The sequence below is a fragment of the Brevundimonas sp. AVps23W genome (assembly GCF_058681395.1).
The window spans coordinates 73,269-86,862 of record NZ_CM178738.1 but is presented as its reverse complement, the minus strand read 5'-3'; the positions used below and the strand labels follow the sequence as shown (position 1 = coordinate 86,862).

Annotated in this window: 16 protein-coding genes and 1 tRNA gene; 14 read left to right on the top strand and 3 right to left on the bottom strand. The window is 66.4% G+C overall.

All coding sequences use genetic code 11. The features are described 5' to 3' along the window. Positions 1-175 precede the first annotated feature (175 nt). The 9 genes from ACW177_RS00440 to ACW177_RS00400 all read left to right on the top strand — a co-directional run bounded on the left by ACW177_RS00440 (position 176) and on the right by ACW177_RS00400 (position 6,090). Positions 176-505, top strand: a complete 330-nt coding sequence (locus ACW177_RS00440) for a YbaB/EbfC family nucleoid-associated protein (RefSeq protein ID WP_492026713.1) — start codon at positions 176-178, stop codon at positions 503-505. After that, entirely contained in the window at positions 505-1,122 is a 618-nt protein-coding gene (gene recR / locus ACW177_RS00435) for a recombination mediator RecR (RefSeq protein ID WP_299172704.1), read from the top strand. The genes ACW177_RS00440 and recR overlap by 1 nt, the downstream gene beginning before the upstream one ends. A gap of 69 nt (positions 1,123-1,191) precedes the next feature. Further along, complete coding sequence (locus ACW177_RS00430; RefSeq protein WP_271165106.1) at positions 1,192-1,428, top strand: hypothetical protein; 237 nt, start codon at positions 1,192-1,194, stop codon at positions 1,426-1,428. After that, a complete protein-coding gene (locus ACW177_RS00425; RefSeq protein WP_492026712.1) occupies positions 1,425-2,474 on the top strand; it encodes an SPFH domain-containing protein in 1,050 nt (349 codons plus the stop codon). Before ACW177_RS00430 ends, ACW177_RS00425 begins: the two co-directional genes overlap by 4 nt. A 67-nt stretch (positions 2,475-2,541) precedes the next feature. Continuing rightward, positions 2,542-3,756 carry a DNA recombination protein RmuC gene (locus ACW177_RS00420; protein WP_492026711.1) on the top strand — a complete coding sequence of 405 codons (1,215 nt, stop codon included), beginning with the start codon at positions 2,542-2,544 and terminating at the stop codon, positions 3,754-3,756. 81 nt (positions 3,757-3,837) lie between these two features. Further along, positions 3,838-4,308, top strand: a complete 471-nt coding sequence (locus ACW177_RS00415) for a hypothetical protein (protein WP_492026710.1) — start codon at positions 3,838-3,840, stop codon at positions 4,306-4,308. Positions 4,309-4,318: 10 nt separating this feature from the next. Then, positions 4,319-4,510, top strand: coding sequence for a helix-turn-helix transcriptional regulator (locus ACW177_RS00410; protein ID WP_271165110.1), 192 nt, complete (start codon positions 4,319-4,321; stop codon positions 4,508-4,510). Positions 4,511-4,535: 25 nt separating this feature from the next. After that, a complete protein-coding gene (locus ACW177_RS00405; RefSeq protein WP_492026709.1) occupies positions 4,536-5,096 on the top strand; it encodes a hypothetical protein in 561 nt (186 codons plus the stop codon). 25 nt (positions 5,097-5,121) lie between these two features. Further along, entirely contained in the window at positions 5,122-6,090 is a 969-nt protein-coding gene (locus ACW177_RS00400) for a TraB/GumN family protein (RefSeq protein ID WP_492026708.1), read from the top strand. Positions 6,091-6,108: 18 nt separating this feature from the next. Here ACW177_RS00400 and ACW177_RS00395 read toward each other — a convergent pair whose 3' ends face one another. Next, positions 6,109-6,237, bottom strand: coding sequence for a hypothetical protein (locus ACW177_RS00395; protein ID WP_492026707.1), 129 nt, complete (start codon positions 6,235-6,237; stop codon positions 6,109-6,111). A 75-nt stretch (positions 6,238-6,312) separates the two neighbouring features. On the opposite strand from ACW177_RS00395, the gene ACW177_RS00390 reads away from it, so the two are divergent. Further along, a tRNA-Gly gene (locus tag ACW177_RS00390) sits at positions 6,313-6,387 on the top strand. A 223-nt stretch (positions 6,388-6,610) separates the two neighbouring features. On the opposite strand, the gene ACW177_RS00385 is transcribed toward ACW177_RS00390, so the two are convergent. Further along, on the bottom strand, positions 6,611-6,895 hold the full coding sequence (locus tag ACW177_RS00385) for a DUF2218 domain-containing protein (RefSeq protein ID WP_492026706.1): 285 nt from the start codon (positions 6,893-6,895) through the stop codon (positions 6,611-6,613). A 170-nt stretch (positions 6,896-7,065) separates the two neighbouring features. On the opposite strand from ACW177_RS00385, the gene ACW177_RS00380 reads away from it, so the two are divergent. Continuing rightward, a complete protein-coding gene (locus tag ACW177_RS00380; protein ID WP_492026705.1) occupies positions 7,066-9,315 on the top strand; it encodes a TonB-dependent siderophore receptor in 2,250 nt (749 codons plus the stop codon). A 6-nt stretch (positions 9,316-9,321) separates the two neighbouring features. Here ACW177_RS00380 and ACW177_RS00375 read toward each other — a convergent pair whose 3' ends face one another. Further along, the gene (locus tag ACW177_RS00375) at positions 9,322-10,302 is read right to left on the bottom strand and encodes a helix-turn-helix transcriptional regulator (RefSeq protein WP_492026704.1); all 981 of its coding nucleotides are present in this window, start codon (positions 10,300-10,302) and stop codon (positions 9,322-9,324) included. A 187-nt stretch (positions 10,303-10,489) separates the two neighbouring features. On the opposite strand from ACW177_RS00375, the gene fepB reads away from it, so the two are divergent. The 3 genes from fepB to ACW177_RS00360 all read left to right on the top strand — a co-directional run bounded on the left by fepB (position 10,490) and on the right by ACW177_RS00360 (position 13,594). Next, on the top strand, positions 10,490-11,476 hold the full coding sequence (gene fepB, locus ACW177_RS00370; protein ID WP_492026703.1) for a Fe2+-enterobactin ABC transporter substrate-binding protein: 987 nt from the start codon (positions 10,490-10,492) through the stop codon (positions 11,474-11,476). A gap of 89 nt (positions 11,477-11,565) precedes the next feature. Next, positions 11,566-12,537: a FecCD family ABC transporter permease gene (locus tag ACW177_RS00365; protein WP_492026702.1), complete on the top strand. Its 972-nt coding sequence runs from the start codon at positions 11,566-11,568 to the stop codon at positions 12,535-12,537. Continuing rightward, positions 12,530-13,594 (top strand): FecCD family ABC transporter permease, encoded by a 1,065-nt coding sequence (locus tag ACW177_RS00360; protein WP_492026701.1) that lies wholly within the window; start codon positions 12,530-12,532, stop codon positions 13,592-13,594. Before ACW177_RS00365 ends, ACW177_RS00360 begins: the two co-directional genes overlap by 8 nt.

Sequence of the window (13,594 nt, the reverse complement as noted above, 5' to 3'; positions counted from 1 at the left end):
GCGTCCTGATTACGAAAGCAACAAGTGCAGGGCTGATCTAGTCGCTTCAGCAACTGTTGCAAGTGCAGATATCGCAATCCATCGTTTCTGATCGTGCGCCCATTCGTGCGTCGCGCCGAACGGGATGTGGCGAACACCCCTGTCGCGCCGCCGATCTTCGTCTTATCTAGGGCCTATGAAAGACCTTACACAACTGATGCAGCAGGCCCAGGCGATGCAGCAAAAGCTGCAGGACGCCCAGGCGAAGATGGCCGAAACCTCCGCCGAGGGCTCCTCGGGCGGCGGGCTGGTGAGCGTGGCGCTGAAGGGCGCGGGCGAGATCACGGCGATCAGGATCGACGACAGCCTGCTGACGCCGGGCGAGGGCGAGATCCTGGCCGATCTGATCGTGGCCGCCCACGCCGACGCCAAGCGCAAGCTGGACGAGGTCAACCACGCCCTGATGCGCGAGGCCGCAGGTCCGATGGCCGGGATGAATATTCCCGGAATGCCGAAACTGTTCTGATGGCCGCCTCCGCCGGGCCAGAGATCGAACGGCTCATCTCCCTTCTCGCCAAGCTTCCCGGCCTGGGCCCTCGCTCCGCCCGGCGCGCGGCCCTGGCCCTGCTGAAACGGCGCGAGCAGCTGCTTGTGCCGCTGGCGGCGTCCCTGGCCGAGACGGCGGAGAAGGTGGTGTCCTGCTCGGTCTGCGGCGCGCCCGACACGCGCGACCCCTGCGCCATCTGTTCGGACGGATCGCGCGACAACGGCCTGATCTGCGTGGTCGAGGAGGCCGGCGCCCTGTGGGCCATGGAGCGATCCGGCGCCTTCCGCGGCAAATATCATGTGCTGGGCGGCCTGCTGTCGGCCCTGGACGGGGTCGGCCCCGAACATCTGCGCATCGCCGAACTGGTCGGACGGGTCAGGCACCAGAACGAGGGGGGCGGGGCCGTGCGCGAGGTCGTCCTGGCCCTGCCCGCCACCGTCGACGGCCAGACCACCGCCCACTATGTCGCCGAGCGCATCTCCGGCCCCGAGGTCCAGGTCACCTCCCTGGCGCGCGGCGTGCCGGTGGGCGGCGAACTGGACTGGCTGGACGACGGCACCATCGTCCAGGCCATGCGGGCGCGCCGGCCGGCGTGATGATCCGCCGGGATTGATCCCGCTCCCGAAACGCGCTGTGGTAGTCGCCAAGTGTTCGTGGGGGGCGAAATGGGGCGCGAGGTGAAGGTGGCGCTGGGCGCTGCGGCGGGAATCGCCGCCCTGGTCATCGGGTTCATCTTCCTGGTCCGGTTCGCCGTGCCCCTGATTCTGGAAGCGCATTTCGCCGGCAGTCTGATCACCGCCTCGGTGGTCGGAATCGCCGGCATTCTGGCCCTGTGCTGGGCCGCATGGCGATTGTTTGCCTGGGCGTCTCGCGCCCTGGGAGTCTCGGGGGGAGACCAATGACTTTTGGAACCGGAATGGGCGGGATCAAGCCGCCGTCACTTCGAGGCGGCGGCTCGGTGGGCCGCACCCTGCTGATGATCGGCGGCATACTCGGGTTGATCGTGGTCGCCTCGATCAGCGTCTCGTCGTGCAGCGTCACGGTCGAGAGCGGCTATATGGGGATCAAGACCACCAAGTTCGGGCCGAACCCTGGCGTCCAGAAGGAGGAACTCGGACCGGGTTTCCACTGGGAAGGGATTGGCGAGAAGATCCGCACATATCAGACCCTGCAACGCACCTATTCCTACACGCGTGAGCCGAACGCCGACGGTCGCGAGAACGAGGAGATCATGTTCTCCGACGTTCTGGGTCTGCCGATGACCGCCGACGTGGCCCTGACCTTCAAGGTGCGCGAGGACCGTGCCGCCGACCTCTACGCCACCTGGCGTCAGGAGTTCGACGCCTTCATCGACGGCCCGCTGCGCACCTCGGTGCGGGCAGCTATCGCGCGTGAGACTGAAAAACTGCCCGTAGCCTGCAACGCCCAGCAGTCGAGCGTTCCGGCCGTCGCGCCCGTGGCGGCCCCCGGCGGCCCTATCGCTCCGGTCGGCACCCAGGACGCCGAGGACTGCCCCGGCCAACTGATCGGTCCGGGGCGCCAGATCGTGCTTCAGAGGGCCATGCAAGCCCTGCAACGTGAATGGGCGCCTCAGGGGCTGGACATCATCCGGATGGAGTGGGTCGGGTCGATCCGCTATCCGGAGAGCGTCGTCGCCGCCATCCAGTCGCGCACCACGGCCGAACAGAACACGCGCGCGGCCCTGGAGCGGGTCAATCTGGAACGGGCCAACGCCGAGGCCCGCATCGCCCAGGCGCGCGGCCAGGCGGAGGCGAACCGGCTGCTGGCCGAATCGATCCGGTCCAACCCCGAGGTCGTCCGCCTGCGCGAGGTCGAACGCACCCTGGGCGTCTGCCCGCTGGATGCGGAAACCTGCGTCGTCGGCTCCGGCATCGACGTTTCGGCCCTGATCGCGTCCCGCAACGTGGCTTCGGGCGCGGATCGTTAAAGTCCTTCCCGGAAGGCCGGTCGCGGACCGGCTTTTCCGGGAGGGCGACTCCCGCTAGGAACGGAGCATGAACATGCTCGTGCTGATCCTCGCCGTCCTCGCCGCTGCCTTTGGGGGCGGTTTCCTGTGGGCCTTTATGGGGTGGCAGAGGGCGCAGGGGGCGTTGTCGGCGGCCCTGGCGCGGATCGATCTGGTCGAGGAGAGCCGGGTCACCATGGGCGAACTGCTGAAGGCTCAGGCGGCCCAGTCGGCCCAGGTAGTGGCGGACCAGATGGTCAGTCGCGCGACCGAGACCTTCCGCGCCCAGGACCAGCTGGCGCGCGAGCGGATGGCGGCGCAGCTGAAGCCGGTGGCCGACACCCTGACGAAGTTTCAGGAACATGTGGCGGCGCTGGAGAAGACCCGCGCCGAGGAGACCGGCGGTCTCAAGGAACAGCTGACCCAGCTGATGGCCGCCTCGTCGGCGACGCGGGACGAGGCGCGCAAACTGACCGAGGCCCTGCGAGGCAATACCGGCCGGCGCGGTCGCTGGGGCGAACAGACCTGCCGCAACGTGTTGGAGGCCGCCGGCATGGCCGGGCGGTTCGACTTCACCGAACAGACCTCGAGCGCCGACGACGAGGGGCGGCAGAACCGGCCCGACTTCCTGGTGCGTCTGCCCGGCGGCGGTCTGTTCGTGATCGACGCCAAGGTGCCCCTGGCCTTTGACGACGAGGAAGGCGACGAGGAGGCGCGCGTCCGCTCGGTCGGCCTGCGCATCGCCGCCAGCCTGAAGACCCACGTCCGCCAGCTGTCGTCCAAGGCCTATCAGGACCAGTTCAAGCCCAGCCCGGATTTCGTCGTCCTGTTCGTGCCGGGCGACAGCTTCCTGGCTACCGCCCTGGACCATGCGCCGGACCTGTTGTCGGACGCCATGGAATCGCGGGTCGTCATCGCCACTCCGTCCACCCTGTTCGCCCTGTGCAAGGCCGTGGCCTACGGCTGGCGGGCCGAGGAACAGGCGGCCAACGCCGACAAGGTCGCCGCCCTGGGGCGCGAACTCTACAAGCGGCTGTCGGTCATGGGCGGCCACGCCTCGGCGGTGGGTCGGGCGCTGGATCAGGCGGTCGGGAAATACAACCAGTTCGTCGGCTCGCTGGAGAGCCAGGTCATGGTCTCGGCCCGCCGGTTCGAGGATCTTCAGGTGGACCACGAGGGCAAGGAAATTCCTGCGCTTTCTCAGGTCGAAATCCAGCCGCGGTTGATCACCCGGCCGGAGCTGACGGGACCGGCAGACAACTGACCTTGTCTCTTTGACAAGGGTGCTTGACACCTCCAGGTCGCTAGGTAAAGTTTCCTTGTCATAAAGACAAGGAAGCGTTCCATGCCGCGGACTGTGGTGAAAATCTTGATCGGCTCGGCTGTAGCCATGGTCGCCCTGATCATCCTCTCCGGCGTCGCTGGATACGCGGTCGGCTATTTCTTCGCCGACGACCCTGACGCCATGGCCCGGTTTGCGGCGGCGGTCGCGCCGGTCGTGCTCGGCCTGTTGGGTGTCGGGCTTATGTCCGCCGCCCTATGGACGGCCGTGTTGTGGATGCGTTCGATCGACGAGGCGGCGCGCGAGGCTCACAAGTCGGCCTGGTTCTGGGGCGGCTCGACGGGCATGATGCTGGGCAGCGTCGCGATCATTCTGTCCCTGGTGCCTCAAGCGTCGAGTTGGCGTCCTCCCTTCACATTTTTTGGCCGCGAAGACCCCGCCATCCATGCGGCCATCGGCGCCTATGCGATGATGTTGCTGATGTTGGTTGGCTACGGCGTCGCCTGGATCTGGTGGTGGTGGAAGCGCCGGTGAGGGCTGAACCGTGAACAACCGCCTCAAGGTGCTGCGGGCCGAACGCGACTGGTCCCAGGCCCATCTCGCCGAACTGCTGGGCGTGTCGCGCCAGACGGTCAATGCGCTGGAGACCGGTCGCTACGACCCCTCCCTGCCTCTGGCCTTCAAGATCGCCCGCGTCTTCGACCAACCCATCGAATCCATCTTCTCGGAGGACTGACATGTCGAGCGTTGAAGAGATCAAAATGTCCTGGCCGCTGCGTATCGGCGGCCTGGTGTTCCTCGCCCTGGTCGGCGCCGGCGTCGGCTATCTGGTCGGCGGTCAACTCGCCATCGAAGACCTGAGTTGGGACGACGCCCTGGCCCTGGTCATCGCCGCCCTGTTGCTGGCGACGGGGGTGATGATGGCGGTGATGGTCGTCCTGCGTTCCCCGAAGCTGCCCAGCGGGTGCGGCGTGCTGCAGGCTGTCGTCATGATGATCGCCGGCGTGCTGATGCTGGCCCCGATGTGGGGCCCCGCCGTGATGGCCCCCGACCTCGTCTTCGTCGGCCTGGTGGTGCTGTCCGTCGTCCAGTCCGTCGCCAATCTGCTGCTGTGGCGCCGTGCGGACGAGATGCTGCGACGGGTGATGGTCGAGACCAGCGCCCTGGCCTTTTGGGCCTCGCAGATGGCCCTGTTCCTCTATGCCGCCGCCGAACGCCTGGGCCTGACCGGCGGGGTCTCCGCCTGGGGCATGATGGCCGTGCTGATGACGATCTACCTTCTGGCCTCCACCGTCGCCTCGATGCGGCGCGGCCTCCATTGAAAACTCTCAACCGAAGGAAACAGCCATGACTCTCGCCAAACGTCTGAAATCCTCCGTCTCCAGCCTGGCCCAGGGCGCCGCCGCCGCCGCCGCCGGCCTGGCCCTGGTCTTCGCCATCGCTGGCGCGCCCGCTCAGGCCCTGGCTCAAGCCGCCCCGGCTCCTGCCGCCGCCGCGCCCGCCATTCAGGGCCAGGGCCCGGCCCTGTGGGTGGTCAAGGATGCGGACTCGACCCTGTATTTGTTTGGTACGGTCCATGTGCTGCGCCCGACCGTCGGTTGGCTCAGTCCCAAGGTCGAGGCCGCTTTCGATAGTTCGGACCAGATATGGTTCGAGTTCAGCAATCCCGACGACCAAGCCGCCGTCGTGGCCGTCATCCAACAACATGGCTATTCCTCGAATAAGCGCCTCTCTAGCTACCTCACGGTGGAAGAACGGATCGGGCTCGAGGCCGCTGCTGCCAGCATCGGCGCGACGGCTGAAGCGATGGAGCCGATGCGTCCGTGGTGGGCGGGGATGACCTTGGCCTTGGCGCCCCTGGCTAAGGCCGGTTACGATCCGATGTCGGGCGCCGAGCGGATTCTTAAGGCCCGCGCCGACGCAGCAGGCAAGTCGTCGCATGGTTTCGAGACGATCGAGCAGCAGGTTCGAGTTCCGGCGGACCTGCCCGAGGCGGTACAGGTCGATCTGGTTCGAGAGGGAATCAGGGACTATCAGCGAGGCGCCGAAATGCTGGATAGCTTAGTGGACGCGTGGGCTAAAGGCGATGTGAAGGCGCTGGAGGCCATTACGGTCGCTGAAATGAAGGCCGACTTTCCTGCTCTTTACGGTCCCCTGATCGTCGACCGGAACACCGACTGGGCCGACCAGATCCAGACCCAGCTCCAGGGTTCCGGCACGGCCTTCATCGCCGTGGGCGCCGCCCACCTGACCGGCGACGACAGCGTCCAGTCGATCCTGAAGTCTCGCGGCGTCGCCGTCGAAAGCGTCGAATAAAACCAAAGGCGGCGGCGCTCAGGCCTGATTGACGCCCCAGGCGAAGATCACCCACAGCGCCGCCGCAATCGCCGCCGCCAAGATCGAGGCCGCGAGGCAGCCGAAGCCGAGGCCGTCCAGGCCGCTCCCTTCGTCGTCTTGCCGCATTTCGCATCCTCTCCCCACAAGACCTTGCCCCGCCGCCTTGAGCCGCGCCAGACCTGCGTCTAAGGAAGACCTCGCGCGGGCGTAGTTCAGCGGTAGAACGTCAGCTTCCCAAGCTGAATGTCGTGGGTTCGATTCCCATCGCCCGCTCCAATTTCAATGTCTTAGATGCGTTCGTCGATCAGGCCCTTCGCGAATTTGCGATTGGTTTCGTCAAAGAGCGCGACTTCGTTCGCCGGTCCGGGTGCGGCGAGTTCCGATTCGACTGAACGTCCATGGTCTGATTCCAGACCGGATCCCTGTCTCTGATCTGGCCCGTGACAGCGGCAAAGCCGTGACGCCGAGGCCCGCCCATCGCAAGCCTCGTCCAGCGCCTCTATGGCCGCCAAGCGTACTTTAGCGGCGCTTCTCTGAAGGCGAAGCCGTCCACGTGTGACTGAACGACGTCTCGCATACGCAGGACGCCTTCAAGGCTCTCGCCCTGGAGCAGGATTTCGAGCGCCTCGGGGAAGGCGTTCAGGGTCAGGCGCGCTTCGGGCAGGGCCACCACGGCGTGATCCGGCGTGAAGTCCACCTCGAACCGGTGCGCCCAGTGTTTGCAGAGTTGTTGCAGGTATTTGGCGGCGTGCGGGGTGGGGACGCGAGCGAGGGTCTCGGGCATGTCATCTCCTGTCGTTTGCCCTCGGTTAGCGCCCGGCATCGCCGGTCGCGTGTCGTCCGGGCGCCGATCTGCATCTGGCGACAGCAATCCTTCAGCCTGACATAGCCGCCGCTATTGCCGAGCTTGGCCAATCATCAGTATTGCGAGGCATTCTCAATAAAGGTCAAACCATGCGCCCGCAGCACGCCGTTTCCCCTATCCGCAGCCTGCGCCTGTCCGGGCCGGCCTTGTCTTGTTCCGCGAGCGCCCTCGCCCTGGTTCTCGCCGTGGCGTCGCCGGCTCTCGCCCAGAACGCCTCATCGACGCAGAGCGCGCCAACTGGTGCAGACGCGCAGGAGATCGATGAGATCGTCGTCAACGCCTATCGCACCGCCGAATCCGTCGGCGCTGCGACCAAGACCCAGACGACATTGATCGACACGCCGCAATCGGTCTCGGTGATCACGCGCGACGAACTTGACGCGCGCGGCGTGCAGACCCTCAACGAGGCGACCCGCTATGTCGCCGGGGTCCTGCCGGAAAGCTCGGGCATGGATAACCGGATCGACGACATGTACATTCGCGGCTTCGACGCGGGCGGCTTCGCCAGCAATGTGATGCTGGACGGGCTTCGGATGCCCTCTGACAGCAGTTCGAGCTGGAACCACGCTTCGATCAATACCTGGAACATGCAGCAGGTGGAGGTCGTGAAGGGCCCCTCAAGCGTTCTCTATGGTCAACTCGCCCCCGGCGGCATGGTCAACCAGGTCAGCAAGACGCCGGTCGCGGGCCAGGCGCAGGTGCTGCAACTGTCCGCAGACGCCAACGGCAAGTACCAGATCGCCGGCGATGTTGGCGGCGGCGCCGCTGACGGGCAGATTCAGGGGCGGCTCGTCGCCTTCTTCAAGGACGGGGGAACCCAGCTTGATCATGTCGATCATCAGCAATGGCTGGTGGCGCCCAGCGTCGAGTTCAAGGCCAAGGACGGCGACACCCGGCTGACGCTCCTGGGCCTCTATCAGGAAGACAGCGGCGGCAGCACATTCCAGTTCCTGCCCTACCAGGGCTCTGTCATCCCCGCCGCGAACGGTTATATCGACAACCAGACCTTCCTGGGCGAGCCGAACTGGAACGTCTATGATCGCACCGTCTGGTCGGCGGGTTACCAGTTCGAGCACCGCTTCAGCGACGCCCTGACCCTGAGCCAGAGCGCGCGCGTGATGCACGTGGACTCGCTGTACCGCGCCACGGTGGTCTATGGCGTTCGCGGTCAGACGGTCACCAATCCCAACAGTCTCACAGACGGAAGAATTCTGCCCCGTCGGGCCGTTCAGGGGGAGGGAGACTCCGACGGCTATACGATCGACACCCGGCTGGCCGGGGAATTCTCGACCGGCGCGTTCGAGCACGCCGTCCTGGCCGGCGTCGATTGGCAACAGACCGACTGGACCTTCCTGCGCAAACAGGCCGTCGTGTCGCAGACCGCGATCCAGATCGACGTCTATGACCCGGTCTACACCAACTACGACTTCGCCCCGACCCTCGCGAACCAGGTCGGCACGGACGAAACCGACCGACAGACCGGCGTCTATCTCCAGGATCAGATCAAGTCGGGGAAATGGCGTCTGACCCTGGGCGGCCGTTATGACTGGGCCAATCTGGACTCGCTGAACACCCTGACCAATGTTCGAGTGAAGACCAAGAACGAAGCGTTTTCCGGACGGGCGGGGCTGCTTTACGCCTTCGACAACGGTCTCTCGCCCTATGTGAGCTATTCCCAGTCGTTCCAGCCCACGCCCGGCACGGCGCGTGACGGCAGTGCTTTCGAGGCCATCACCGCCGACCAGTGGGAAGCCGGCTTGAAGTACGAGCCCCAGACCATCGACGGCATGATCACCCTCTCGGCCTACGAATTGCGCCAGGACAACGTCCTGACCGCCGATCCGTTGAACACCGGAGCCGAGGCGTATCAGGTCCAGACCGGCCAGGTCCGCATTCGCGGGCTGGAGCTTGAAGGGCGCGTGACGCCGCTCGAGGGCTTGAGCCTGATCGGGGCGGGCACATTGTTCGACTCAGAAGTCACCCGCGACACCACCAACCAGGGCCACGACATGATCCGGGTGCCCGACTGGATGGGATCGTTCTGGGCGGACTACACGTTCGATCGCGGTCCGGCGCAGGGTCTGAGCGTGGCGGGCGGCGTGCGCTATGTCGACAGCACCTATGGCGATCTGGCCAACACCTTGGCGATCGACTCCTATCAGCTGTTCGATGCGGCCGTGCGCTATGACCTGGGCGAGATCGGCGGCGCCCACGCGGTTCTGGCCCTGAACGGCAGCAACCTGGCCGACAAGCGGTATGTCGCCACCTGCTCGGCGCTGACCTCCTGCTACTACGGCACGGGCAGGACGCTCACCGCTTCGCTGAAGCTCTCCTGGTAACCGCCGTCACTGGCCGGCGCGGTCTTCAGCGGAAGGCGGCCGGCCAAAATGGCGCCGGTACGCCGCGGTGAAGGCCGCCGGGCTGGTGAAGCCGACCCGATAGCCGGCCTCGGCTATGCCCAGGCCCTGTTCGAGGATCAGCTCCCGGCCCATCTCCAGACGCCGGTCGCGCACATAGCCGAACAGGGTCGTGCCGAACGCGCCCTTGAAGCTGGCTTGCAGGGTTGTCAGGTTGATTCCTACGCGCCGGGCGAGCTCAAGCGAACTCGGGGGATGGGCCAGGGAGGCGTCGAGGATTTCGCGGGCCTCGCTGGCGCGTCGGTAGTTCAGGCGTCCGACCCGTCGAACCGTCCGCTCTTCGTCACGGAGCAGGATCGCGGTCTCAAATACAAATTGCAGCGCATGGGTTTCGGCGAAGAGATCGGCCAGCCGTCCGCCATAGGGATTGTCCAGAAGCCGGTGCGCGATCTGCGTCAGCCGATGCGAGGCGGGCAGAGCCGTGCTGTGGAACCCAGGACGCAGATAGTCGTGCAGAACGGCCAGGCCATCCTCGTCCGCCAAATCGCCAAATCGTTCGAGGAACCGGGGCGTCAAGGTGAAGCCGGCGCCCCGGCTTTTCGCGCCGGCCCGCCAGGTGCGGCCGCAGGGGGTCGACTGTCCAAACCCCATGACGAACGGTCGATTCAGCGCCTGTCGGGCGGGGAGATAGCCGTCCAGCGCGATCGGCACCACATCGCCGGTCAGCACCAGGCCGCAACTGAGCGAGCGCTCCTTGTCGGCGTCGAAGGCGCAGTTGGAAAGATAGGTGACGTCGTGGGTGTTGACGATCAGGCCGGTCTGCACCTCGCGAGCCCACAAGGCGCCCGCCACGACTGCGGACGGATGGGCGTGCCCCTCCGCTCGAGGGGCCGGCAGGGACCGTAGATGGGCCTCGCCCAGCACCTGCGAGATCGATAACCGGCTTTCGGCGGTCGTGGTGGAATTCATCGCACTTGGTCTTCCGTCGTCCTAAGGCCTCGCACCGCGCGAGACGCCGGATCCGCCGGTGCGATCTCGCGACAGCATTTCCCGATCTGGCCAAAGCCAAGACGGTTGATCCAGCCGATCTATAATCGCTAATGATAACTACTCGCGAGTTCAAGGCGTCTGTCGGCGCCGGTCGATTGGAACCCACATGCTTGCCGCGTCACGCCCGATCCGAATTGCCGGGCTTATCGTCCTGATGGCGGCGCTGAGCCTGGCGACGCTGGGCTTGGCGGCTTGTGATCGAAAAGCAGTCCCGGCCGAGACGCAGACCGCCGGCGAGTGGCGTCGTCACTTCGCCAATGCCGACGGCACCTTTACGGACATTCCCGCCAAGCCGCGCCGCATCCTGTCGACATCGACCTCGATCACGGGAACCCTGCTGGCGATCAATGCGCCGGTTGTGGCCAGCACCTCGGCGGCCAACGGCGTCTTCTTCGCGCAATGGGCGGACGTCGCCGACGCGCGAGGCGTTGAGAACGTCTGGCCCGCAGGCAGTATCGACCTTGAGGCTGCTCAGTCGGTGAGGCCGGATCTGATCGTGGTGTCCACGGGGGGCGCGGACTCGGCGCTCGAGCATCTCGCCGAGCTTCAGGCCATCGCCCCCACCATCGTCCTCGATTACGGCGGCCAGACCTGGCAAAGCCTTGCCGTCAAACTGGGTCAGGCCACCGGGCTTGAGGCGCAGGCCGCCGCCCGGATCGCCGACTTCGACCGCTATGTCGCCAACGCCAGAAGCCGGATCGCGCCACCCGCCGGGATGGTCAATATCATCAGCTACAACGGGCCGGGCGCGCGTAATCCCATCGCGACCAGCGACGGCGCGCATGGGCAACTGCTGGAAGCCATGGGGTTCAAGGTCGAGAACCCCGACCCTCGCTGGCACAGCACGCCCGAGCCCCGCACGGACTTCGTGTGGTCGCAGTACGAAAACCTGACCAAGCTGAAGGCGGAGACGACGTTTCTGTTGCGGGTCGACGATAGCCGCTCCGCCGCCTTCCTGAACGATCCCGTCCTCGCCAACCTGCCGTCTGTTCGCAAGAAACAGGTCCATGGGCTGGGCGCCAATTCCTTTCGGATCGACTATTACAGCGCGACCGAAATCGTCGATGGTCTGACCAAGGCCTTCGAGCGGTGATCTCGGCCCGAGGAGGGCGTGACGCTCTTGGCTCACCCTGGGCCCGCAGACTTGGAGGACCGGGCGCGGGCCTGATTTGGGGCCTGATTTTGGGCCTGATCCTTTTGGCCCTGTTGGCCGTGGCCAGCCTGTTGCTGGGCGCGCGCGCCATCACTGCCGCGACGGCCTGGCATGGCTTTGTCGCCTTTGATCCCACGAACAGCGATCATTTGCTGATCCGGTATCTGCGCGTTCCCCGGGCCCTGGTCGCCATCGTGGCCGGAGCGGCGCTGGGGGCGGCGGGCGTCGTCATGCAGGCCTTGACCCGTAACCCGCTGGCTGAACCCGGACTGCTCGGCGTCAACGCCGGTGCGGCGGCTGGCGTCGTGGTCGCCATCGCCGGCTTCGGCGGTTCGGGCGTCGCAGGCTCGATCTTCGGCGGTCTTGTCGGCGCGGCGCTCGCCGGGCTCGCCGTCGTCCTGCTGGGCGGGCTTATGGGACGTTTTAGCCCCGTGCGGCTGGTGCTGACGGGATCGGCCCTGTCGGTCGTCCTGCTCGCGCTCACCCAGATCATCACCGTCAACAGCGACGCCGAGGTGTTTGATCGGTTCCGTCACTGGGCTGTCGGATCGTTGGAGGGCCGGGGCTATGAGGTTCTGGCGCCGGTGACGGTTCTCGTCGGGCTCGGTCTGGCCATCGTGGCGGGGTTGGCCCGCGCTCTGGACGCCGTGGTTCTGGGGGATGACCTGGCGCGGGGTCTCGGGGCGAGCCCGGCTGCGGTCTGGTCGCTTGCGTCGCTGGCCGTCATTCTTCTGGCCGGCGCGGCGACCGCCGCCGCAGGGCCCATCAGCTTTCTGGGCCTGGCTGCACCCCATGTCGCTCGCGCGGTCGTGGGGCCGAGCCATCGCTGGCTGATCGCCTATGCGATGTTGATCGGCGCGCTCCTGATGCTCGCGGCCGATTGCGCCGGGCGGCTGATCATTCGGTCCGGCGAGATCGATGTCGGCGTCATGGTCGCCCTGATCGGGGCGCCTTTCTTTATCGCGCTGGTCCGCAAGGGAAGGCTCGCGAGACATGGGTGATCGCGCTTTATTCCGCGTGACCGCCAGCGTCGTGGGGCCGGTGTGGAGGGCGAACCGCATCGCCGTGCGTCTGCACCCGCGGACAATGACGGTCGCCCTGCTTCTGGCGCTGCTGACGGTCGGCCTGACCGCAGGTCTGCTGACCATGGGGCGAATAGAGATCGCGCCGAGCCAGATCGCCGAAATCCTGTTCAGCGGCGGCGGGGAGGAAAGCGATCGCAGGATTATTCTGGGCCTTCGTCTGCCGAGGGCGGCGACGGGCTTTTTCGTCGGGGCGGCCCTGGGCGTTTCCGGCGCCATCTTCCAGTCGGTGTCGCGCAACCCTCTCGGCTCGCCCGATGTGATCGGGTTCATGACCGGATCCGCGACAGGGGCGATCGCCTGGATCGTGCTGGTCGGGCAACAGCCCCTGGGCATTGCGTCTGCGGCGGTTTGCGGCGGTCTGGCCGCAGCCGTGATCGTCTATCTCTTGTCTCTGACGGGCGGCAGGATCGTCGGTGATCGGCTCGTGCTGGTCGGGATCGGCGTCGGCGCAGCCCTGGCCGCGCTCAATGGGCTGCTTCTGTCGCAAGGAAAGCTCGACAGCGCGGTTCTGGCCAACCTCTGGCTCGCCGGTTCGCTCAACGCCCGCACCTGGGATCACGCCGTCCCGGTGATGACGGCCGTGGTCATCCTTACGCCGCTGGCCATGGCGCTGGCCCGTCGGCTCGCGATCATGGAGATGGGGGACGACCTCGGCCGGCAGCTTGGGATCGCGGTCGACCGCACGCGGTTGTTCGCCGTCGCGATCGGCGTGGCCCTGGCCGCCCTGGCGACCGGCGCGGCAGGGCCGATCGCCTTCATCGCGCTCGCCGCGCCACAGCTGGCCAAGCGGTTGAGCCTGTCGCGGGGCGTGCCCATCGCGACGGCGGCCCTGATGGGCGGGGGCCTGGTGCTTCTGGCCGATCTGGTCACCCAGGCTCTGCCGTTTCACGCCACCCTCCCGATCGGCCGCATGACCGGCCTGATCGGCGGCGTCTATTTCCTTTGGCTGCTCAGCCGATCGCGCACTCTGTGA